Here is a 19436-nt window from a genome sequence, read left to right as displayed (position 1 = left end):
TGCCCGCCCCGATACGCCTCACCCGTCCGGCGCGCAGCAGGGAACGGCGGTGGGCTTGTTCCCACAACGGCTCCAGTTCACTCAGGAGCTGGTCAAACTCCATCGGCGTTAGCCCCACCAGCCGCTCAAAGGAACGCGCTCGGGACTTCAGCTTCTCCAGCCGTAACACCCCTGAACCTACCTGCTCCTACCTCTACTGCGCAACGGGTCTTGAGTTTGCGGCTCTCTGGCAGCGGCATCCGGTCGAGAACTGCATCACAGGGACGAAGTCCTTCCGGCATCCCCAGGTCGGTGAATTTGATTTTGAATTTGAAGCCCTTCTGCTCCCCGACGGGAGTGGGGACCGGCTCCTCACGTACACGGTCAACCCCAGATCCAGTGCCGAAACTGCCCTGCGGCGGCTCGTCCAATCTTTGCAGGTTCCTGGATAACGGAAGGGCCTGCACAGGGAGATGTGCAGGCCCTTCTGGAGACGGACGAACTTACTCGTTTTCCGCGAAAAGAGTGATTTGAAGACCGTCCGGACTCAGCACTCGCGCATTCAACGAATTCCAGGGCGTGCGGGTGACCGGATGCGTCAGCACCCCGCCCACCTGCTGAGCGGTAGTTGCGCCTGTTTTACTATCGGGCATTCCCAGAGCCAGCCGCAGGTCCCCGGAGACCCGCCGCCCCACCTCGATCTGGTCGATCCGCCCAGCTTGACGCTCGTCCACGAGTTCCAGTGTGGCCCGCCCCGCTTCCAGAATGATGACGCGGCCCTCCGGGGACTCCCAGGCATTGACGGCTTTGGTTCCCAGCAGGGCCTGATAGAAGGCCTTGCTGCGCTCGTAGTCCTGTGTGGTGATCACCAGTCGGAGTTCATGTACTGCGTTGTCCATGGCCTCAGTGTGGAGGCCATGGCGCGGGAAGTCTCATGCTTTTCCAGCTCCGATCCATGTCTAAAATGCATAGATCATGCCGGAACTTCGCCACCTGCGGGCTTTCGTGGTGCTCGCGGAAGAGCTGAACTTCACCCGGGCGGCCGCACGGCTGTATATGACCCAACCCGCCCTGAGCCACCAGATTCGGCGGCTGGAAGGCGAGCTGGGTGTGACGCTTCTCCAGCGCACCAGCCGCCGCGTCACCCTGACTCCCGAGGGTGAGCGGCTTCTAGACTTGGCCCGCACCGTTCTGGGTACGCTCGACGAGGGGATTCAGAGATTACGCCGGGAGAGCGCTCCGCAGGTCCTGCGCGTGGGCTTCGCGGATTACGTTGGTCAGACTGGGATTCCTGACCGCCTGCAACGAGTGGCTCAGGCGCTGCCGGGATTGAGACTCCAGCATCTGGAGGGCACCACCCTCGAACAGTTGCAGGGATTGACTACGGGGACCCTGGACGTAGGCTTTTTCGTGGCACCACAAGTCCGCTGTAATGGCGTCCAGCAGCGTCGGCTCTGGATGGAGGAGTTCTGGCTCGCCCTACCCGAAGGGCATCCATTGGCGCAACTGGACCAGGTGCCCTTCCAAGCGCTGGAGGGCCAGCCACTGCTCCTGAACTCGCGGGAGAGCAACCCGGACCTCTACGACCACTGGCAGCACCTGTTCAATCAAACCGGAGTTCAACCCCAGCAGCTCACCAGCAGCGGCGCACGAATGTACTCCTTTGCGGGCATGATGCGCCTCGTTGCCGAGGGCGAAGGCCTGTTCCTGATCGTCCGTTCCCTGGCGGCCCTCGGTCACCCTGGGGTCACGTTTCGGCCCCTGCATGCTCCCACTCCAGCGCTGCCCTTCCGCATGGCGTGGCGGCAGAGCCTTCCGGCCGTGGTCCAGGAGCAGTTGCGCCAGAGCTTCAGCGGAGAGTGGGTGTGACCCCTAACCGCACCAGCACATCGTCAGTTTGGACGATCTCGGCGAACTCCCCGCTGAGGTTCGCGAGCGTCATGGCCTGAACCTGTGCGGCCGGGAACGTTGTGCCGTCGGGCCCCGTACGGTCGAAGGTCCAGGTGGCGTCAGCGACCAGCAGCGTCTCGAAGCCAAGGTTTCCGGCCATACGCGTCGTCGTCTCCACGCAGTGGTTGGTGGTTGCGCCGCAGACGACCACGGTCGTTACACCGGCGGAGTGCAAACGCGCTTCGAGGTCGGTGCCGATGAAGCTGCTGTTGACCGCCTTGACGATCACGGGCTCGTTCGGGAGTTCACGGGCTTGAGGCATCACGGCATAGCCGGGCCGGTCAGGGCGGAAGCGTGAATTCGGCTCGGTCGAGGCGTGCCGCACATGGAAGATGGGGGCATCCACCCCACGGAAGGCGGTGAGCAGCCGCACGATGTTAGGCACGGCTTGCAGGTTGTTGCGCCGCGCGCCTGCCTGTTCGATCTCGTTGAACGCTTCCTGCACGTCGATCACAAGGAGCGCACTGGTCTGCGGGTTCATGTCCTGACGATACGCGGTATGGGGGAGAACTATTGAACGACGTGCACGAGCGTGGGAAAGGTCCCGGCCGTGGACAGCGCAAGCAGCATAACGGCCCGCCCGATAGGGCCAGCGTCATCGTGAAGGCCGGACCACGCCGGTCGCTGAGCTGCCCGCTGAACCACTCAGCCAGGAAGCGCCCGGCAGCCCCCGCGTCGTCAAGCTAGTGGCCTCGTCCAGGTGAACGTGGCCGTTACCGGGTCAGTCGGCTCAGGGCTGCACAACCCACCACCACCAGAGCCGCCACCAGGGTGCGGCCGTCCAGCGCTTCGCCCAGGAACAGCGCCGACCACACCACGGTCAGGACCGGTTGGACGAGTTGGACCTGTCCGGCCCGCGCCACCCCGCCCAGCGCCAGCCCCCGGTACCAGGCGAAAAACCCCAGGAACATACTCACCACCGACACGTATCCAAAGGCCAGCCAGGCCACCCCTGAGGGCAGCTGTGTCGGCCAGGGGGTCAGCAGGACGGTGATCAGCGCCGCAGGCAGGGAGAACACCAGCGCCCAGCTCACCACGCGCCACCCGTCCAGTTCACGGGCCAGCCGTCCGCCCTCCGCATAACCCAGGGCAGCCAGCAGCACCGCCAGCAGCATGAATACGTCGCCGGTCCCCAGATGCCCGGCACCAGTCGTGGCTGCAAACGCCACGACCGCCGCCACGCCGAGGGCCGACACCAGCCAGAACACGGGGCGGGGGCGCTCGCGGGTCAGCAGCACGGCGGCGATGGCCGTCGCGGCGGGGAGCAGGCCCACCACGACCGCGCCGTGCGAGGACGGCACGGTGCGCAGCGCAAGAGACGTGAGGACGGGAAACCCGAAGACCACCCCCAGCGCCACGAGTGCGAGTCCCCGCCAATGACGGCGCTCAGGGAAGCGCTCCTGCCGCACGAGCAGCAGGCCCAGCGCCAGCAGCCCAGCCACAACCGCGCGTCCGAAGCCGACGGTGTACCCCCCGAACTCGGGCACGGCGAGCCGGGTCGCCGGGAGGGTAAAGCTAAAGCACAGCACGCCCAAGGCCGCCCACCACCACCCCACCGTCTCTGCCCTGGGTGTTTCTGCTCTCGAGGTTGTAACGCTACCAATGTTCTTCACGTTTTATGATAACGGTATGTCCATCGAGAGTGGAAGTGCCTCCAGCAGACAACGCCTGTTGCTCGCCCTGAAAGCACTTCTCCAGCATGAGTTGCAACCCGGTGAACAACTGCCCTCGGTTCGCGAGTTGACGCGCCGTTACAGGACCAGCCCTGTGACGGTGAGTGGGGTGCTGGCGCAGCTTGCACGCGACGGCCTGATTGTCACCCGTCCGGGCCACGGAACGTTCGTGGCGGAGGCCATCCCCGCGCCCCTGGGGCGCGACCTCGGGTGGCAGACCGTCACCCTCTCCGGGCGCTCCGCCCTGCCGGGGCATGTTCAAGACCTGTTCCGGCCCCCGCTCCCCGACACCCTGCCCCTGGGCAGCGGGTACCCGGACGAGACGCTGCAACCCCTGGACCTGCTGGGTAAGGCCCTGAAAGAAGCGGCCAAACGCCCCGGAGTGTGGTCGCGTCTGCCCCCTGAGGGGCTTGAAGCGCTGCGGGTCTGGCTCGCACGGGAACTGGGCGGAGAGTACCGGGCGTCAGACGTGCTGATCGTCCCGGGTGGGCAGGCGGGGCTTTCGACCGTCCTGCGCGCCCTGCTGCCCCCCGGCGCGCCGCTGCTGGTGGAGTCGCCGACGTATTACGGCGTGCTTGCCGCCGCGCACGCCGTCGGCGTGCAGCCTATCCCCGTTCCGGCCGACGCCCAGGGGATTCGGCCTGACTTGCTGGACGTGGCGTTGCGCTCCTCTGGCGCGAAGGTCGTGTATCTGCAACCGCGGTATGCCAATCCGACAGGTGCCGTGCTCACCCCCGAACGCCGTGTGGCGGTGCTGGCGGCGGCGGAGCGGGCCGGCGCGTTCATCCTTGAGGATGACTACGCCCGTGACCTCACCCTGGAAGGTGAACCGCTGCCACCCCTGGCCTTGGCGGGTGAGGGGCGCGTCGTGTATCTGCGCTCGCTGACCAAGGCGGCGGCCCCCGGTCTGCGGATCGCGGCCCTGATCGCGCGCGGCCCGGTCTTGACGCGTCTGCGAAACGCGCGTGCCGTCGAGGACTACTTTCTGGCGGGGCCGATGCAAGAAGTGGCCCTGGGTGTCCTGACTGCCCGGGGCTGGCCGCGTCACCTCAAGGACCTGCAAGGCGCGCTGCGGGTGCGGCGGGACACGATGGTGCGGGCGCTGGCCCAACATTGGCCTGAAGCGCGGCTGTTCCTCGTCCCGCAAGGCGGGTACAACCTGTGGGTGCAGTTGCCCGGGGGGTTGGGGGACTTGGCGTTCGCGGAGGGAGCGGCGCGTGCCGGGGTGCAGGTCAGTGCGGGGAGTGGGTTCTTTCCGGAGGAATCGGATGAGGCGTTCGTGCGCCTGAGTTATGCGGCAGCCAGTTCCGGCGTCATAGAAGAAGCTGTGTGCCGGTTAAAACCATTGGTGCAGGGCGTGAACTCGTGAGCAGTTGAAAGACGTCCCGGCAAAGTACATCTGGGACGAGGGGGCCACCGCGGCCCGCTTTATTGTGGCAAGCGCCGTTGCTCTTCCTCATCCCAGGAGTGCCTGGACTCCCGAATCGGAAGCTGATGGGCCTGAGCCCACTCCACCAACGTCTGCACCACCTGCGTCAGGCTCCGGCCCCTCGCCGTGAGTGCATAGGTCACCTGGGGCGGCACGGTGGGAACCACCGTTCGGCTCACGAGGCCGTCCCTTTCCAGGCGGCGCAAGGTCAGGGTGAGCATGCGCTGCGAGATGCTGTGAATGGCCCGCTGGATGGCCTTGAAGCGGCGCGGCCCTGGGGAAAGTTCCGCGATGACCAGCACCGTCCATTTGTCGCCGATCCGTTCCAGAACGTCCCGGACACCGCAATCTGGGTGATCCTGATCCCCACACGGCTCAAGCGCCCCGGTTACTTCCGTGTGTCTCAGAGACACGCGCGTGCCTTCTTGTGCCGAAATTTGCAGGAACCTACCATGCCCCCAGGTTACTGAAAAGAACCGACAGGGAGGAACAACGAATGCTGATGATTACCGGTGCCTCCGGGCAACTCGGACGGCTTGTCACGACCCGTCTCCAGGAACTTGCCGTTCCCTTTGTGGCGGGAACCCATGACCCCACACAGGTGGGCGGGCACACGCGCCACCTTGACTTTGACCGGCCAGAGACCCTGCAGTTCCCGGGCATCCGCACCTTGCTGCTGATCTCGGCCGGTTATGGGGAGGACGATGTGGTGACCGCCCGGCATGACCGCGTCATCACCGCCGCGGAGCGTGACGGAGTCGAGCAGGTGGTGTACACCAGCCTCACCGGGGCAGGTGACCATCTGTCGTTCAGCCTGGCGCACCGCTGGACCGAACGGCGCTTGCAGCGCAGCCGGTTAGCATGGACCATTCTGCGCAACGGGCTGTACGCCGAGTTGTTGGGTTCCTTGACCCTGGCTGAGGATGGGGTGGTCCATGCCCCGCTGAGCGAAGGAAAGTTGGCCGCCGTAGCACGTGCTGACCTGGCGGACGTGGCTGCGGAAGTGCTGCTGAGACCGGCTGAACATGCTGGAAAGGTCTATGAGCTGGTGGGTCCGCAGGCGATTGGAGGAGCGGCCGTGGCCGAGGCTCGGGGGGCGGAGTACCGCCCGGTCTCGCTGGCAGAGACGCGGGCGAGGCTTGACCAGGCGGGCCTGTTGCCCTTCCAACCACCCATGTTGATGTCGATCTATTCCAGCATTTCGGGAGGATTTTTAGCGGGGACGGGGAGCGAGCTTGCTCGACTCCTGGGGCGTTCGCCTCGGCCTGTTCTGGCACACCTCGGTTGAGCCGAGTTGGCACGGGCAACGGGGTTCTGCGGGACGACAAGAGGGGCTTGGTCCCAAATCTTCGAAGGCAGTCGACAAAGGCCTGCGAGTCGGGAATATCGCGGACCGGATGCGTTTCCGGGGCCACCTGGGATTGCGCGTGGGACAGACCGCTCAGAAGTACGGCGTTCAGGGCGAGTGCCAGCAGAACAGACTTGTTCATAGGACACCGCTGCCATGACCGTAGCCCCAGGACGTATAGGGCCGGTATAGCGAGAAAAAAGCCCGGCTCCTGTTGCTGGAAGCCAGGTCAAGTGAGGATGGCAGCGCTCTTTGTCGGTTACGCCGCCTCCCGAAGGGCAAGCTGGTCCCGCCGGGTCACGGTCAGGTAGGCGACGATGGCGACCGACCCCACCAGGAAGATCAGGCTGGTGGTCGTGGTTCCCAGCCCCAGGCCCCCGACATCCCGCCCCTGGGAGAGGTAATCTCCGATGGAGGCCCCCAGGGGGCGGGTCAGGATGTAGGCCAGCCAGAAGGTCAGGACGCCGTTCACCCGGAAGATGAAGTGTGCCAGCGCCACCAGAGCGATCAGTCCGCCAAAGCTCAGCGCCGAGGGCAGGTAACCCAGTTGGAGCTGCTCGGCCATCAGGTCCCCCGCCGCCGTCCCCAGCGCGAAGGTGAATAGCACCGCCAGCCAGTAGAACGCCTCGCGCTTTGGCGTGAAGATGCTGTGGATGGAGAGTGTCCCCTCGCTGCGGCACCACAGTACGAAGGTGGCGATCAGGGCTACGCTGAACACGGCGGTGCTGACCCAGAGGCTGACGCCGAAATTGTCGGTGAGGTTGTCGGTGATGAGCGTTCCCACCACGCTGATCAGCATGACGGCCAGCCAGTACACGGGGGGGACGTAGCGGCGCGTGCAGAATTGCCAGATGAGCGCCGCGATCAGCAGGACGCTCATGATCAGCGTGGTGCCTGTCAACCCGATATGCAGCCGCATGTTCAGGTAGTCGGCGGCGGTCTCGCCAATGGTGGTGCAGAAGATCTTGACGATCCAGAACAGGGCCGTGACTTCAGGGACCTTGCTCCAGAGTGTACGGGTCGGGAGGGCCGAATCGGTGGTCAGTCTGGAAGTCATGCGTTCACCCTTTCTGAGGCGGTGGGGAGGTCCGGCAGCGGCTGGGGCTGAACAAAAGGGAGCGTGTCAGCTCCCCTTTTTGTTCAGCCCTCCCTTCTGGCTTCAGAAGGTGAGGTGGGCCTTGTTGTCATTCCAGAGCCGGTGGCCGATCACCTCGATCTTGCGGGCGAAGTCGTTGCCGTCCTTGAAGGGCCGGTTGGCGATGATGTCCCTGGCAATGGTCGGGGACACTCCTTTGAGACACTGGAGGTCTGTCACGTCCGCCTTGTTCAGGTTCACCTTGGCTTTCATGAGTTGCAGGCAGCGGTTCAGGCCGCTCGTGGTCCTGACTGGGGCCTTTGCGGTGGAGGTGCTCTGGGCACCGGCCAGACTGGCGGCGAGGACAGCGGCGAGCAGGACAAAGTTCGTGGAACGGTTCATGGCGACCTCCTGAAGTGGGCAGCACCTGCTTGGGCAGGCCGGACCCCCTGCGGCGCACTGTCCGCCATTTCCGTATAGGGCTGGTATAACCCTGCCCCAGCGGAGGTGGCGGTACTGGTGGTTGGTGCATGGGGACGCTTGCAGCGCAGCCAGACACGGTGTCTTCCGGGCCACACGACCCTCTTCCTACGGGCCCAGGGGACGGGGCACCTCCACACCGCTTCCCCTGTTCGTTTCATGTGCGCGTTAGGAGGGCCGGCGATCCTTCAGGCGGAGGAACACCATGAACAACCGCTTCTGCCTGCCCCTGATCGTTGCCCTGCTGCTCACGCCCGCCTTCGCGCAGAGTACCGCCAGCCCGGCCCATCCCACGATGCCTACCACCTCGACCAGCACCAGGATGAACATGACGGGGCAAATGAGCAGCGCGACCAGCATGCGCCCAGTGAATGTAAATACGGCCACCCTGGCGCAGCTGGAACGAATTCCTGGCACAGGTGCTAGCAGGGGACTGAGACCGACTTCAGGTGGGTCGAATCCGGGGTTGGGCGAGACGGGGAAGTGCTGGCTTGCGGCAATGACTCATGGGCAGGGAAGCCCACGGTGGTGGCGGCAAGAAAGGCGAAGGCCCCCATCCCGGAGCGGGGTAGACATGGCCCGGACGGGTTGGACGATGCTCTGGGCTGCTTTCCCAGAACCGTCCATCCCGCCTGCTCTGCGGCCCATCCCCCTCACGCGGGGTACGCCCAGGTCATGCCCGTTCACCTGAAAAACAGCCCGTTCATCGGGGCGGCGTTCCGGCTCTCGCCCAGCGGCGGCAGGTGCTAGGCGTCCGTCAGCGTCCGCAGCAGGCGTGCTGCTCGAATTGACGCAGGGTCAGTTGAACATGCGGCGCAGCTCGGCGGTGTATTTCGCCAGCTCGTGCGGCAGGGCGAAGACCTCCGCCGCCTTGAGCCGCGCTTCCAGCACCTCATGGTCATAGGGGTCTACCCGGAGATATTGATTGGCGAGCAGCACCACCCGCCGGAAGTCTCCCTCGGCCTGATACCGCGTCATTTGGTTTCTCAGCTCAAAGGTCAGGGAGAGCAAGGTTTCGTCACGGACCTGCTGCGCCCACTCGCTGTCTTCCAGTTCGGGAAGGAAGGGACCACGGTAGAGCGCCAGCGCACGGGCCGTCTCGCCCCGTTCCAGGGCCTCGCGGAAGTGAAGCACGTCCAGGTCCACATGCACGTCCCGCCCCAGCGCGTACCAGGGCGCTTGATGTGGCCCCTCGAAGCGCACGATATGCGGCCCCAGCCGGTCGCGTAGTTCCTTGAGGCACTGGCGCATATACGCCGCCCCACTCTTGGCGTCCTTTTCAGGGAACAGTTCAAGCTGCATCTCTGCTCGCGTCCGCCCCGGTTTGAGGGCGATGTAGGTCAGGAGGGGGATAGTGCCCGCGTAGGTGAACTTCACCTCCTCGCCGTCCTTGCGGACTGCCGCGCGTCCTAGCGTCGTGACCTGCACCGAGAGCACGCCGTCTTCCGGGAGCCTCGGTGCCCCGGCCAGGTTGGAGAGGTTGTCCAGCAGCGGCTCCATGTAGGGCGCGATCTCCGGCTCCAGCACCGCGTAGTGCAGCAACTCGTTCAATTCCTCCAGATCCGGTTTGAACTCGGTCAGTTGCCGCAGCCGCAGCATGTTCGTCAGGGCTTCCTTCAGGGCCTTGACGACGGTGGCCTCCTGCTTGAGGGGCAGGGCTGCGGCCGCCAGGTGGAGTTGCGCCCGCACCAACTCAGGGATGCTCCCGGCATCCCGAAACATCTGCGCGGCCTTCCCCAAGTCCACGGCGGCCCCCAGCAGGTCGCCACGCCGCCGGGACAGCACGCCGCTGGTGGCCCACAGTTCGGCGGGCCACTCGGCAGGGGGGCGCTCGAAACCGAGCAGGGTATAGAGGGCCTGACTGTGCTGGCCGATCAGGCTTTGATGCTCTGCGAGGCGCGAGATAGACCACACCCGCAGGTTGTGGTCTTGCAGCCCCTCGGCGCGCAGGCGCAAGTCTTCCAGCAGGACCAGGTAGCCGGAATAGTCCCCGCTCAGGCGCAGCAACTCCGCCTCACTGGTCATCAGCATGGCCCGCAGGCGGGGCGCGTCGGCCTGCGAGAGCGTGAACTTGGCATCGGCCAGGGTTTCGCGGGCCTCGGCAAATTCACCCTGCGCGATCTGAAGTTCCATCAGGTTCTTGAGGGCCGCGAGACGTGGGGCAGGATCAGGGAGTGACGGCAGGACTGCCACAGCCTCGGAGAGCAGCAGCTTGGCACGGCGGGGATTACCCAGCAGGTTGTACATCTGCGCGAGGGACACCGTGACGCGGGCCGTCCACTCCTCATTGCCTAGGGCGACGTACCCATGCCAGGCGCGTTCCACCCGCTTGAGGCCCTCTTGCGTGTGCCCGGCCTGAAACTCCGCGACGCCCCACCAGCGCAGGCAGCGCAGTTGTAATTCCCCCGTCAGGTCAGGGGCAATAGCTTGCAGGTGCGCCGCCGCCTCGTCGAAGCGCCCCAGGAGCCGGAGGGCGTTGCCGAGTTCCACCTGACCCTCCGGGTCGCCCAACAGGCTGGCTTTGGTCAGCGCGAGTTCGGCTTCTTCCAGTCGGCCCAGATACAGGAGGGAAAGCCCCAGCAGAGTGTGTTCGCGTGCAGTCCTGGCTTGTCCTGTCAGGAGCGTGAAGACCTCTGCAAATTGCCCTGCCTCGAACTTTCCCTCGATATCGCTCACACCAGGCCTCCCAGTCTTTTTACGTCTCGGCTTTTAGGGTAGCAATATGAAAAGCCACACGGGACGCAAACTTGGCCTCGTACTGATGGGTGTACTGACGAGCGCGCTCACGCTGGCACAGGCGGGGGGCGCGAAGGAGTTCGGCCAGAACAGCGTGAAGGAGCCGAGTGCCCAGATTCAGCCTCTGGGGGGCGCGAAGGAGTTCGGCCAGTAACCATGACACGCCCGCACCTGCCCCGTCCCAAAGAGCGGCCTGCGCCTCCGGTCCAGCCGGTCCAGCTTCCGAAACGGCCCACCCTGCCGGTCATCATCGGCGGTGCCGTCGAATTCGGCCAACGCTAAATCCCATACAGGCTGAGGAAGGTGGTTCACTTCTAAGCGGAGTGCCTTCCTAGCCGCCATCCCAGCTTCTGGTGCTCATGGCGCTGCTTGCGGTGCCTCGCACCGCAGGCCCCTGGAACAAGAGCAGCCAAGTGTGTGCCCCGGCTACGGCTGAGGCGTCTTGCTGACCCAAACTGTGACGCTGCCCGCCACGGGAGCTACCCGCAGATTGGACCATATCCTGCTGCCAGGCACGGACGTATGCAGGGTGTAGGGCCGCTGGGCCTTGAACGGCACCGGCGTGAGCTTGCCGTCGAACAGCACCGGTCGCGGCTTGCCGCCCTGAGAGATGGCCATCTGGCCCGCAGGATTGTCGACCGTGACTGTGCCACCGGAGAACAGGAACTGGAACCCCAGGAACTCCACGCCGTTTGCGTACAGCATCAGCGCGGGCTAGCGCCTTCAGTGCGGCGCGCTGCTCGGGTGTATACGAGTCGTCGAAGTTGGGAAAGCTCTTGAGCAGGGCCGTGCGTTTGCCAGCGCGCACCATCAGGCGACTGTCCTGGCACGAGATGCGCGTGGCCCCCAGCACGAGCATGTTGCCCTGCACGAAGCGTTGCTGCAACTGAGGTAAAGGTCACGGGCGCACGGACCTCCCCCTCCTGAGCCGATTCCACGCTTACGTGCGCGGTAGAGTTATAGCGGTTCCAGTGAGGCATCCCCGATGTCATTTCTCCGGTCGGTACACAAGGCCGAGAACCACAACGCCCGAATGGAGGGAGGACCCATCACCTCCACCTCCTCACCCCACGAGAGAATCCAGGTCAGCCCTTCACACGACAGACCCCTGGTATCGCCGCGGGTGCGAATTTCGAATTCCACGCTTCCATCCAACAGGATCAGCGGATCGACCATGCTCGGGTACGTGCTTCTCAGCACCCGGTACCCTGCCTGCGGCGTGAAACGCAACCGCACAGTCACCGCATCGCGGCCACTGACGTCATCCCAGACGCCCATCAGGGGCACCGGCGGGGTGACGCCGTCCGACCCGGTGAGCGTGTCCTGCCTGAGCTGGCGGCATCCCCTGCGGTCACCCCCGGCTGCTCCCCGCTCTCCGGAATCAAGCCCAGCCCTGACGGAGGGCTGGACCTGGTGGTTCAGGGTCGGCTGAGCCACAGGCACCTTTTCCGGCCCGACGACGTCCGGCTCGGCGTGGGAAGGCTGAAGGCAAAGAGCAAAACAGCGGCCAGGAGCCGGCGGGACCAGGACGTAACGTTCATGGCGCGACGGTAGAAATGGGGCGGTTTGCAGCCGTTTAGCAAGGCGGGGACGGTATTGTCTAAAAATGGGTACCGTGTGGCAGGCAGCGTAGGGAGGGGAGTATGCTCACGGGGTCAAGCGGTTCAGGGGTCTGGTATCGCTAAGCCCTGAGGATCTCCGCTGGGCGGGAGTTTGCTTCCTCCACCTGAATCAGCTTCCGGAAGCCGCCCTGCGTCTCCAGCAAGCTCTGAACCTCGGCGTCCAGGCGGCGGAGGTGCATCTGGCCTCCCTGCACTTCCAGCAGGGCAACCCGACACTCGCCCTGGCCGCGCTCGACCGGGTGAACCCGGAGGATCTGGAACCCGGCGACGCGGCCCTGTGGTACCGCGCGCGGGCACGCATCCTTTGGGTGCTCGGGGAGAGCCGGAATACCCTCTTCGCTCTGGCCATGCGGGCGTGGGCTCTGGCCGCAGGCGCGCCGCTGGACGTGCAGGTCTCCGTCGCGACGCTGCTCGGCCATCTGCACGGGCACTTCGATGAGCATGTCCCCGCAGTCGCCTACCTGACCTTTGCGACTGAGCAAGGACACCGTGACCGGCAGGCATACGCGCTGGTGGCCAAAGCCGCGTCACTCCTGGCCCTGGGCCGCCTGGATGAAGCTGAACAGGCCCTGACGCAGGTCACAGGCGCGGCAACAGACCTGCTGCGTGGCGAATACCAGGCGCAGCTTCTATGGGCCAGGGGAGATGCGGCGGGCACCCGCCAGGCCCTGCACGCGCTCCTCCCCGCTGCCCAGGGGCACCCCCGGACAGAACTGCGCCTCCGGCTCGGGCTGCTCACTGTGGCGCTCCTGAACGGGGGCGACACGCAGGCCCGCCTGCAGACCGGACGCGCGGACCACCTGGTCAAGACCCCGTACGACCACGCCCTGCTCGACCACCGCGCTGGGTTGTGGCAGGCCCGGAACGGGGAGAGCGGGGGCATCCTGAGGCTGCGGAAGGCGGAGCAGGCCCTCTCCTCCGGCAGCCACCTGCGGGACCTGCTGCGAGTCCGCCTCGCTCTGGCAGAGGTGATCCCGGCTGAGCGAGCCTCGCTCCTGCAGCAGGCCGCCGAGACCGCGGCGGCCCTGCCCGGCCCGCCCTTCCTCAACCCTGCCCCACGTCCACGCCCACCTGCTGTCTCTCGCCCCATCGAGCTTCGAGCGTCAGGCCCTTCTCGGCCCCATCCGTCCTCCCCAGCTGTTCCTCCGGAGACCCTTGGCTCCGCTGTCCTGGAGATTGATGGCGAGCCGGTCCGCTTCCGGATGGGCCGCATGGTGGAGCTGCTGGCCTTCCTCCTGCGGCATGGAGACGCCAGTCTGACGAAGCTCCAACGCAAGCTGTTTCCCGACGTGCCGGCAGGGCGGGCCAAGAACTATTTCCATCAGGTCCGCGTGGATGTGGCGCCGCGCGTTCCTGGACTGGACATCGACTACGACGAGAAAAGAAAACTCTACCGGATCCGGGGTGACACTCCGTTGCATTGGGACGTACACGAGTTGGAGGCGGCGGTGAGGGCGGCCGACGGCCTCCTTCCAGACCTGGCTAGCATAGAATTTCTGCCAACAGTGGAGAGCGAGTGGGCGCAGGAGGAGCGTGAACAGTTGAGGCGATGGGTGACACAGGTGGGGCTGGAAACGATGGAACGCTGGTACCAGGTGGGCGATGACGAGAAGTGCATTCAGCTCGCTGAGCGCCTTTTGCCCCTCGACCCGCTTGACGAGGTACTGCACACTTTCCTGCTCAATGCCACATGGCAGGCTCGGGGACTGATGGCGGCCCGGCACCTGTACTGCCACAGTGCCGCCACCTTCCTGCGCGAAGTGGGCGAAGTGCCACTCGGATTGTCGAAGCTGGAACAGGAGTGGCGCGTCCTCCATTGACGGTCTGCGGGTCCCAGGCTCGAAACAGATACTTCCCGCCGGGATTGAGGAGGCGGCTAGATTCACACTAATATTGTTTAGTGTGAAAACCCCTGTGACAGACCTACCCTGTCCTGCCGCCCCCGCCTCAGCCCTGCCCGCCGTTGCCCGCGGCGGCCTCATGTTCGGCGCGGTTCAGGGGGCCGTGGGTTGCCCAGGTCAGCAGCAGGGCGGCCAGCGCCCCGAGGACCGACCCCAGCAGGTGCGGCCAGGCCTGTGCCAGGTGGCCCGCCACGAGCGCCGGGCCGAAAGTCTTGGCAGGATTCATCGTCACCGCCGAGACGGGGCTGGATAGGAAGTGGTCGAGACCCACCGTGGCCCCCACCGCCAACCCGACGGAGGGCTTCAGCCGGGCGTCACGGTGGGCGGTGGCAAGGATCACCGCCAGCAGCACCGCCGTGCAGGCCGCCTCAAGCAACGCTGCCCCCGCGCTGGGCAGGTGCTCACGCACGGGCGGCAGCGGCGCGAAGGCCCGCAGCAGCAGGGCCGCCGTGATGGCCCCCGCGAACTGCGCCCCCCAGTACGGCAGCACCCGCTTCCAGGAAAACGCCCCACGCAGGGCAAAGGCCAGCGTGACCACCGGGTTGATGTGGGCACCCGACACGTCGCTTAGGGCATAGATCATCGTCAGGACCACCAGGGCGGGCGTCAGGGCCGCTGCGGCTACCTCCGGCAGCAGGCCCAGGTGTGCCAGCAGCGCCGCCCCGAGGCTGGCAAAGGTCAGCAGCCAGGTCCCGAACAGTTCCGCGACCAGCGCACGGCCCAGGGGTGCAGGATGCTCCCCCTCGCTCCCCGTCTTCTTCGTGCCGCGCCGCGCCGGGCGTTCCTGCCGTTCTGTCATCGGACGGTATGATGCCACTCTGCGGCCGTTTTCCGCGCGGTCATGAAGCTTCTCCCCAGAAAAGGGACGGGCGTTCTTGCCCGCGGCGTTGCTGGGGGGCGTTCAATGGGGGCGAGGTATTTCCGATGAGCCAACCCGAGAACCCCAGTAAGAACGAGGAGCAGCCCACCCAGACCCAGCACGGCGAGTGGACCCCCGAGGTTTCCGAGGCCGCCGACCGCGAGATGCGCGAACTCCAGGATGCGCCCCTGACCCGGCCCGCCACCGAGGGCGTGGACAAGTCGGGCCTCGACCTGCCCAGGGAGCAGCGGCCTATCGATCACTGAGCCGAGTTCCGGTTGAACAGTTAGCCCATCCCTGCGAAACCCGGCGGCAACGGGATCGGTCGCTGGGACATCCGGTTTGTGCCTACTCCCGCGCCGCCGGCTCCTCCGCCCGGAGCTTTTCCTTGCTCAGCGATTCGGTCTGCCAGAGCAGTTCGCGGATCAGGTGGGTGCGGCGCTCGGTTTCGCAGGCCTGCTGCAAAAAGGCCTCGGCCGCCGGGTCCGACGCCGCGCCGAAGCGTTGCCCGAGCTGTCGCAGCAGCATCGCGGTTTCTTCCATGGCACGGAGCATCTGGTAGGCCTGTTCCTCGGCGCTCCGGGTCAGGTCCGCCAGCAGGGTGTCGGCGGTGTAGGCGTGGCCGGTGTGGCAGCGGTAGCGCGTCAGGGTGCCTTCCTGCAGCTGCACCAGCGTGCCATGACACTCCGGGCAGGTCAGCGGCGTCGGCTCGCCGTACTGCATGACGCCCAGGTCGTAGCCGCTGGCTCCCGCCGCAATCCGCACCTCGGTCCGCAAAAGCGCCTGCTCCCGCGGATTCAGGCCCGGCGCAGCGCTAGCAGGCAGCGGTGCCCGGACCAGCCGGGTCAGGAGGGTGCCGATCTCGGCGGCAGGCAGGACGGCGTCCACAGCCACATGCTGCAGGGCATTCCGCGGCATCGCGTCGAACAGCGCGTCGGCCGGGTCCTGCACGATGGTCTGCCCGCCCAGCCGCTGGATGGTCCACAGCCCCGAGGTGCCGTCGTCCAGCAGCCCCGACAGCACCACGCCGATCACCGCCGGGCCGTGGGTGTAGGCCGCCGAGCGAAACAGCGCGTCCACGGCGGGCCGCACCCGGTTCTCGCGCGGGCCTTTTTTCACCCCCACACGCCGCTCCTCCAGCAGGAGGTGATGGTCGGGGGGCGCGATGTAGATATGCCCCGGCTGGAATTCCTGCCCGTCGTAGGGATGCACGGCCGGGAGCGCCCCCGCCCGGCTGAGAATGCTGGGAAGCTGGCTCGGACTGTGGGGCGCGATATGCAGCACCACGAAGATGGGTGCGGGAAAGTCGGCGGGCAGTTGCCCGACCAGCGTCAGCAGCGCCTCCACGCCTCCAGCAGAGGCTCCGATAACCACGATGTGGGGATGCGCCATAGCTTTCCCTATTCTGCCTCAGACAACGTATGCCGACCGGTATGGCTGTGCCATTCGTCCACGGCATTCGGTCCGGGGCAGGGTGGTCCGTGCCGCTCAGGGCAGCCCAGAATCCTGCGCGGCCTGGCTGCCTGCCTGGATCAGCGGGCTGTCGAGTGGGCGGTGGCGCAGCAGAATCTGGCGGATCTGGCGGAAGCGTTCCTCGGCCTCGTGGGCCTGGTCCAGAAAGGCCTCGGCCAGGCGGGCATTGCCGGTCCCGGCATAGTGTTCGCCGAGCTGGTGCAGCAGCATGGTGCTTTCCTCCAGGCCACGGATCGCGCCCCAGAGGCTGTCCTCGACCGCCTCGGTCGTGCCCGTGAGCAGTGCGTTCACGCTGAAGGCGTGGCCGGTGTGGCAGCGGTAACGGACAGTGCCGCCCTCGTGCAGCCGCACCAGCGAGCCGTGGCACTCCGGGCAGGTGATGGCCGAGAGGTTCCCCAGGCTCATCACCTGCTGTTCGAACGCATTGTCCTCGGCCGCGATCCGCACCTCGGTTTCCAGCCGCCGCCGTTCTTCCTCGTTCATGCGGTCCTCCCCGCCCCCGGTCTCCTGCCGCACCAGGCGCGTGAGCAGCGCCGCCAGCTCGCCCAGCGGCACCACGTGATCCACCTCGACCTGTTGCAGGGCATTCTCCGGCATCTCGCTGAACAGCGCGTCCTCCGGCTGCTGCACGATGGTGACGCCGCCCCGCCGCTTGATGGTCCACAGCCCCGAGGTCCCGTCGTCCATCGTGCCCGACAGCACCACGCCAATCGCCGCCGGGCCATAGGCGTAAGCCGCCGAGCGAAACAGCGTGTCCACCGAGGGCCGGAAACGGTTTTCCTTGGGGCCGCGGGTCACGGCCACGTGCCCGTCCTCGACCAGCAGGTGGTGGTCGGGCGGAGCCACGTAGATGCGCCCGGGCAGCAGCGGTTCGCCGTCCTCGGCCTGCGCGGCGGGCAGCGGACCGCAGCGGCGCAGAATCTGCGGCAGCAGGGTGGGGCCGTGCGCCGGCACATGCAGGACCACCAGCAGCGGTACCGGGAAGTCGGCGGGCAGCGAGGCGGCGAGATCCATCAGGCTCTCCACGCCCCCGGCAGATGCGCCGATCACGACGATACGTTGGGGTGCCATGCCCGCATTCTGGGTGCTCCCGCCCCGGTTGGGCGTCCGGGAAGATGAAGGCCGGGGCCTGCCGTCTTAACCGTCGCGCGGCCCCGCCGTGTCATACGGGATTGCTCTGATTCCCGGACCTCTGGGAAAGCGCCAGATGTTCCTGCCCGCCCTGAAAGCGTGTCCAGAGGCGGCTCTGGACACTGGGCGGTTCCATCGCCGCAACCCCGTCCTTTTTGCCACTCGCTCTCCTGCGGAGTCGTCGTGAACGGACGCCCCTGGGGACGCCACTCCTCAGCTGTGCCAGTCCGCTCGGTTGATTCCAAGGGTTCAACGCAATTTGGTATCAGTCCAGGTCCACCGGCTGCTTGGGCAGGGCCACGTAGAAGGTGGCTCCCTCGCCCACCTTGCCCTCGGCCCACACCCGGCCCCCGTAGCGCGACACCACCCGGCGCACGGTGGCCAGGCCCACGCCGGTGCCCTCGTACTCGCGGCCACTGTGCAGGCGCTGGAAGACGCCGAACAGGCGGCTGCGGTAGCGCATGTTGAAGCCCACGCCGTTGTCCTGCACGCCGATCACGTACTCGCCGGGCGTCTCCTGGGACAGGATGCGAATTCGCGGCTGGGGCTGCTCGCGGGTGAACTTCAGCGCGTTGTCGAGTAGTTGCCGGAACACGAGCTGCATCGCGCCGCTGTCGGCCTGCACGACGGGCAGCGGCTCGGCCGTGAGCTGCACCCCGCGCACCGACCACTGGGGTTCGAGCTTCTTGCGGACTTCCCTCAGTACCTGATCGAGCGGCACGTGCGTGAGGCGCATCCGCATCCGGCTGGCGCGCGAGAAGTCCATCAGCGCGGCAATCAGGCCCTGCATCCGCTGCGCGGAGTGTCCGATATGTTCCAGATACCGCTCGCTCTGGCCGTCCTCCAGCCCCCCCGGCTTGGCCAGCAGTTCCGTGAAGCTCTGGATGTGTCGCAGCGGCGCTTGCAGGTCGTTGGCGATGTCGTAGGTGAAACGCTCGAGTTCCTCGCTGAGTTCGCGGACCTTGGCGCTGCGCTGCTCCACCCGCTGCTCCAGCGTCTGGTTCAGGCGCATCACCTCGTCCTGGGCCTGCTTCTGCACGGTGATGTCGATCACGGCGGCGCGGCAGTGTTGCCCCGGTGTCCCGGCCAGGTTCTCGGCCACGATCTCCAGTTGGCCCCAGAACAGGCTGCCGTCCTGCCGCAGCAGCCGCAGCTCGCCCACCCGTTTTTCGGGCGACTCGAACACCCGCTTGAGCAGCGCCGTGAAGTGGCTGCGCGAGTCCGGGTCCACGAACACCAGAAAGCGGCGGCCTATCAGGCGTTCGCGCGGCACGTTCAGCAGGTGGCAGCCGGTGAGGTTGGCCTCCTGAATCACGCCCTGGCGGTCGAAGGTGAAGTACCCGATGGGCGCGAAGTCGAAGAGGTCGAGATACCGGGTGCGCGCCTCCTCGACTTCCAGCAGCGCGCGGCGCAGTTCCTCGTTCTGGTGTTCGAGTTCGATCTGGTGGACCTGCAACTCGTGCAGCAGGGCCAGCGGGTCCTGGGGGGCAGGGGCCGGAGCCACGGGGCCATGCTCGCGCAGCTTGGCTTCGGCCTGCTCCCGCAAAGGCTCGTTTCGGTCGGTCTGGTCCTGGGGCATATGACTGGCTGACTCCGGAGGGGCGAGAGGGCTGGCCCGGCGATGGGGGCGGACGGAAAGCAGGTGGCGCGCCGGAGCAGAAGCCAGGGTCAAAGCCGGAGACGGGACGGAAAGGCCCGGGCAGGGCCGGGAAGTTCTGCGGCTTGCTCTGACTATATCTGGTTTTCCCGTCCGGGCAAAAAATGAGCCGTTGTTTCCGCA

General features: G+C 66.3%; 21 protein-coding genes and 1 pseudogene. 7 read left to right on the top strand and 15 right to left on the bottom strand.

The genetic code is table 11. The features are described from left to right. A pseudogene (locus tag ABEA67_RS08400) lies at positions 1-169 on the bottom strand (IS5-like element ISDge6 family transposase); the annotation flags it as partial. Between ABEA67_RS08400 and ABEA67_RS19435 the strand changes: the two are divergent. Then, positions 102-431, top strand: a complete 330-nt coding sequence (locus ABEA67_RS19435) for an MmyB family transcriptional regulator (RefSeq protein ID WP_425557167.1) — start codon at positions 102-104, stop codon at positions 429-431. The pseudogene ABEA67_RS08400 and the gene ABEA67_RS19435 overlap by 68 nt on opposite strands. Positions 432-482: 51 nt before the next feature. On the opposite strand, the gene ABEA67_RS08395 is transcribed toward ABEA67_RS19435, so the two are convergent. Continuing rightward, the gene (locus tag ABEA67_RS08395) at positions 483-878 is read right to left on the bottom strand and encodes a VOC family protein (protein WP_345463725.1); all 396 of its coding nucleotides are present in this window, start codon (positions 876-878) and stop codon (positions 483-485) included. Positions 879-954: 76 nt separating this feature from the next. On the opposite strand from ABEA67_RS08395, the gene ABEA67_RS08390 reads away from it, so the two are divergent. Beyond that, the gene (locus tag ABEA67_RS08390) at positions 955-1848 is read left to right on the top strand and encodes a LysR family transcriptional regulator (RefSeq protein ID WP_345463722.1); all 894 of its coding nucleotides are present in this window, start codon (positions 955-957) and stop codon (positions 1846-1848) included. Here the strand turns inward: ABEA67_RS08390 and ABEA67_RS08385 are convergent. Then, positions 1829-2410 carry a cysteine hydrolase family protein gene (locus ABEA67_RS08385; protein ID WP_345463719.1) on the bottom strand — a complete coding sequence of 194 codons (582 nt, stop codon included), beginning with the start codon at positions 2408-2410 and terminating at the stop codon, positions 1829-1831. The two genes, ABEA67_RS08390 and ABEA67_RS08385, sit on opposite strands and share 20 nt — an antisense overlap. A 232-nt stretch (positions 2411-2642) precedes the next feature. Then, the gene (locus tag ABEA67_RS08380; RefSeq protein WP_345463716.1) at positions 2643-3542 is read right to left on the bottom strand and encodes a DMT family transporter; all 900 of its coding nucleotides are present in this window, start codon (positions 3540-3542) and stop codon (positions 2643-2645) included. A gap of 16 nt (positions 3543-3558) precedes the next feature. On the opposite strand from ABEA67_RS08380, the gene ABEA67_RS08375 reads away from it, so the two are divergent. Continuing rightward, positions 3559-4971 carry an aminotransferase-like domain-containing protein gene (locus ABEA67_RS08375; RefSeq protein WP_345463713.1) on the top strand — a complete coding sequence of 471 codons (1413 nt, stop codon included), beginning with the start codon at positions 3559-3561 and terminating at the stop codon, positions 4969-4971. 59 nt (positions 4972-5030) lie between these two features. Here ABEA67_RS08375 and ABEA67_RS08370 read toward each other — a convergent pair whose 3' ends face one another. After that, positions 5031-5444: a winged helix-turn-helix transcriptional regulator gene (locus ABEA67_RS08370; RefSeq protein ID WP_425557164.1), complete on the bottom strand. Its 414-nt coding sequence runs from the start codon at positions 5442-5444 to the stop codon at positions 5031-5033. An 83-nt stretch (positions 5445-5527) separates the two neighbouring features. On the opposite strand from ABEA67_RS08370, the gene ABEA67_RS08365 reads away from it, so the two are divergent. Then, a complete protein-coding gene (locus tag ABEA67_RS08365) occupies positions 5528-6319 on the top strand; it encodes an NAD(P)H-binding protein (protein WP_345463710.1) in 792 nt (263 codons plus the stop codon). A 319-nt stretch (positions 6320-6638) separates the two neighbouring features. Here ABEA67_RS08365 and ABEA67_RS08360 read toward each other — a convergent pair whose 3' ends face one another. The 4 genes from ABEA67_RS08360 to ABEA67_RS08345 all read right to left on the bottom strand — a co-directional run bounded on the left by ABEA67_RS08360 (position 6639) and on the right by ABEA67_RS08345 (position 10610). Then, on the bottom strand, positions 6639-7436 hold the full coding sequence (locus ABEA67_RS08360; protein ID WP_345463707.1) for a COG4705 family protein: 798 nt from the start codon (positions 7434-7436) through the stop codon (positions 6639-6641). A gap of 102 nt (positions 7437-7538) precedes the next feature. Beyond that, the gene (locus ABEA67_RS08355; protein ID WP_345463704.1) at positions 7539-7856 is read right to left on the bottom strand and encodes a ComEA family DNA-binding protein; all 318 of its coding nucleotides are present in this window, start codon (positions 7854-7856) and stop codon (positions 7539-7541) included. A gap of 246 nt (positions 7857-8102) precedes the next feature. Beyond that, positions 8103-8294, bottom strand: a complete 192-nt coding sequence (locus ABEA67_RS08350) for a hypothetical protein (RefSeq protein WP_345463698.1) — start codon at positions 8292-8294, stop codon at positions 8103-8105. Between the two features lie 438 nt (positions 8295-8732). Next, positions 8733-10610, bottom strand: a complete 1878-nt coding sequence (locus ABEA67_RS08345; RefSeq protein WP_345463696.1) for an AfsR/SARP family transcriptional regulator — start codon at positions 10608-10610, stop codon at positions 8733-8735. 85 nt (positions 10611-10695) lie between these two features. On the opposite strand from ABEA67_RS08345, the gene ABEA67_RS08340 reads away from it, so the two are divergent. Then, complete coding sequence (locus tag ABEA67_RS08340) at positions 10696-10824, top strand: hypothetical protein (RefSeq protein WP_345463693.1); 129 nt, start codon at positions 10696-10698, stop codon at positions 10822-10824. Positions 10825-11096: 272 nt separating this feature from the next. Here the strand turns inward: ABEA67_RS08340 and ABEA67_RS08335 are convergent, their stop codons facing one another. Both ABEA67_RS08335 and ABEA67_RS08330 read right to left on the bottom strand, forming a co-directional pair. Continuing rightward, positions 11097-11375: a hypothetical protein gene (locus ABEA67_RS08335; protein ID WP_345463690.1), complete on the bottom strand. Its 279-nt coding sequence runs from the start codon at positions 11373-11375 to the stop codon at positions 11097-11099. 252 nt (positions 11376-11627) lie between these two features. Further along, a complete protein-coding gene (locus tag ABEA67_RS08330; RefSeq protein ID WP_345463687.1) occupies positions 11628-11948 on the bottom strand; it encodes a WYL domain-containing protein in 321 nt (106 codons plus the stop codon). A 517-nt stretch (positions 11949-12465) separates the two neighbouring features. Here ABEA67_RS08330 and ABEA67_RS08325 point away from each other — a divergent pair. Beyond that, positions 12466-14112 carry an AfsR/SARP family transcriptional regulator gene (locus ABEA67_RS08325; RefSeq protein ID WP_345463685.1) on the top strand — a complete coding sequence of 549 codons (1647 nt, stop codon included), beginning with the start codon at positions 12466-12468 and terminating at the stop codon, positions 14110-14112. A gap of 127 nt (positions 14113-14239) precedes the next feature. Here ABEA67_RS08325 and ABEA67_RS08320 read toward each other — a convergent pair whose 3' ends face one another. Next, complete coding sequence (locus ABEA67_RS08320; protein WP_345463683.1) at positions 14240-14992, bottom strand: MIP/aquaporin family protein; 753 nt, start codon at positions 14990-14992, stop codon at positions 14240-14242. Between the two features lie 125 nt (positions 14993-15117). On the opposite strand from ABEA67_RS08320, the gene ABEA67_RS08315 reads away from it, so the two are divergent. Beyond that, a complete protein-coding gene (locus ABEA67_RS08315; RefSeq protein ID WP_345463682.1) occupies positions 15118-15318 on the top strand; it encodes a hypothetical protein in 201 nt (66 codons plus the stop codon). 82 nt (positions 15319-15400) lie between these two features. On the opposite strand, the gene ABEA67_RS08310 is transcribed toward ABEA67_RS08315, so the two are convergent. The 3 genes from ABEA67_RS08310 to ABEA67_RS08300 all read right to left on the bottom strand — a co-directional run bounded on the left by ABEA67_RS08310 (position 15401) and on the right by ABEA67_RS08300 (position 19235). Continuing rightward, positions 15401-16444: a chemotaxis protein CheB gene (locus ABEA67_RS08310; protein WP_345463680.1), complete on the bottom strand. Its 1044-nt coding sequence runs from the start codon at positions 16442-16444 to the stop codon at positions 15401-15403. Between the two features lie 96 nt (positions 16445-16540). Continuing rightward, positions 16541-17596, bottom strand: coding sequence for a chemotaxis protein CheB (locus ABEA67_RS08305; protein ID WP_345463678.1), 1056 nt, complete (start codon positions 17594-17596; stop codon positions 16541-16543). Positions 17597-17921: 325 nt separating this feature from the next. Further along, positions 17922-19235, bottom strand: coding sequence for a sensor histidine kinase (locus ABEA67_RS08300; protein WP_345463675.1), 1314 nt, complete (start codon positions 19233-19235; stop codon positions 17922-17924). Positions 19236-19436: the final 201 nt, after the last annotated feature.

This window comes from Deinococcus carri, from assembly GCF_039545055.1.
Lineage (GTDB): Bacteria > Deinococcota > Deinococci > Deinococcales > Deinococcaceae > Deinococcus > Deinococcus carri.
This window is presented reverse-complemented; position numbering and strand designations above follow the sequence as displayed.

Coding starts and splice junctions, on each gene's coding strand:
- ABEA67_RS08305 (WP_345463678.1), bottom strand. CDS start 17,596: ATGGCACCCCAACGTATCGTCGTGATCGGCGCATCTGCCGGGGGCGTG.
- ABEA67_RS08355 (WP_345463704.1), bottom strand. CDS start 7,856: ATGAACCGTTCCACGAACTTTGTCCTGCTCGCCGCTGTCCTCGCCGCC.
- ABEA67_RS08360 (WP_345463707.1), bottom strand. CDS start 7,436: ATGACTTCCAGACTGACCACCGATTCGGCCCTCCCGACCCGTACACTC.
- ABEA67_RS08330 (WP_345463687.1), bottom strand. CDS start 11,948: ATGGGCGTCTGGGATGACGTCAGTGGCCGCGATGCGGTGACTGTGCGG.
- ABEA67_RS08300 (WP_345463675.1), bottom strand. CDS start 19,235: ATGCCCCAGGACCAGACCGACCGAAACGAGCCTTTGCGGGAGCAGGCC.
- ABEA67_RS08395 (WP_345463725.1), bottom strand. CDS start 878: ATGGACAACGCAGTACATGAACTCCGACTGGTGATCACCACACAGGAC.
- ABEA67_RS08390 (WP_345463722.1), top strand. CDS start 955: ATGCCGGAACTTCGCCACCTGCGGGCTTTCGTGGTGCTCGCGGAAGAG.
- ABEA67_RS08320 (WP_345463683.1), bottom strand. CDS start 14,992: ATGACAGAACGGCAGGAACGCCCGGCGCGGCGCGGCACGAAGAAGACG.
- ABEA67_RS08310 (WP_345463680.1), bottom strand. CDS start 16,444: ATGGCGCATCCCCACATCGTGGTTATCGGAGCCTCTGCTGGAGGCGTG.
- ABEA67_RS08350 (WP_345463698.1), bottom strand. CDS start 8,294: ATGCTGGTCGCGCTGCTCATTTGCCCCGTCATGTTCATCCTGGTGCTG.
- ABEA67_RS08340 (WP_345463693.1), top strand. CDS start 10,696: ATGGGTGTACTGACGAGCGCGCTCACGCTGGCACAGGCGGGGGGCGCG.
- ABEA67_RS08375 (WP_345463713.1), top strand. CDS start 3,559: ATGTCCATCGAGAGTGGAAGTGCCTCCAGCAGACAACGCCTGTTGCTC.
- ABEA67_RS08385 (WP_345463719.1), bottom strand. CDS start 2,410: ATGAACCCGCAGACCAGTGCGCTCCTTGTGATCGACGTGCAGGAAGCG.
- ABEA67_RS08365 (WP_345463710.1), top strand. CDS start 5,528: ATGCTGATGATTACCGGTGCCTCCGGGCAACTCGGACGGCTTGTCACG.
- ABEA67_RS08335 (WP_345463690.1), bottom strand. CDS start 11,375: ATGCTGTACGCAAACGGCGTGGAGTTCCTGGGGTTCCAGTTCCTGTTC.
- ABEA67_RS08315 (WP_345463682.1), top strand. CDS start 15,118: ATGAGCCAACCCGAGAACCCCAGTAAGAACGAGGAGCAGCCCACCCAG.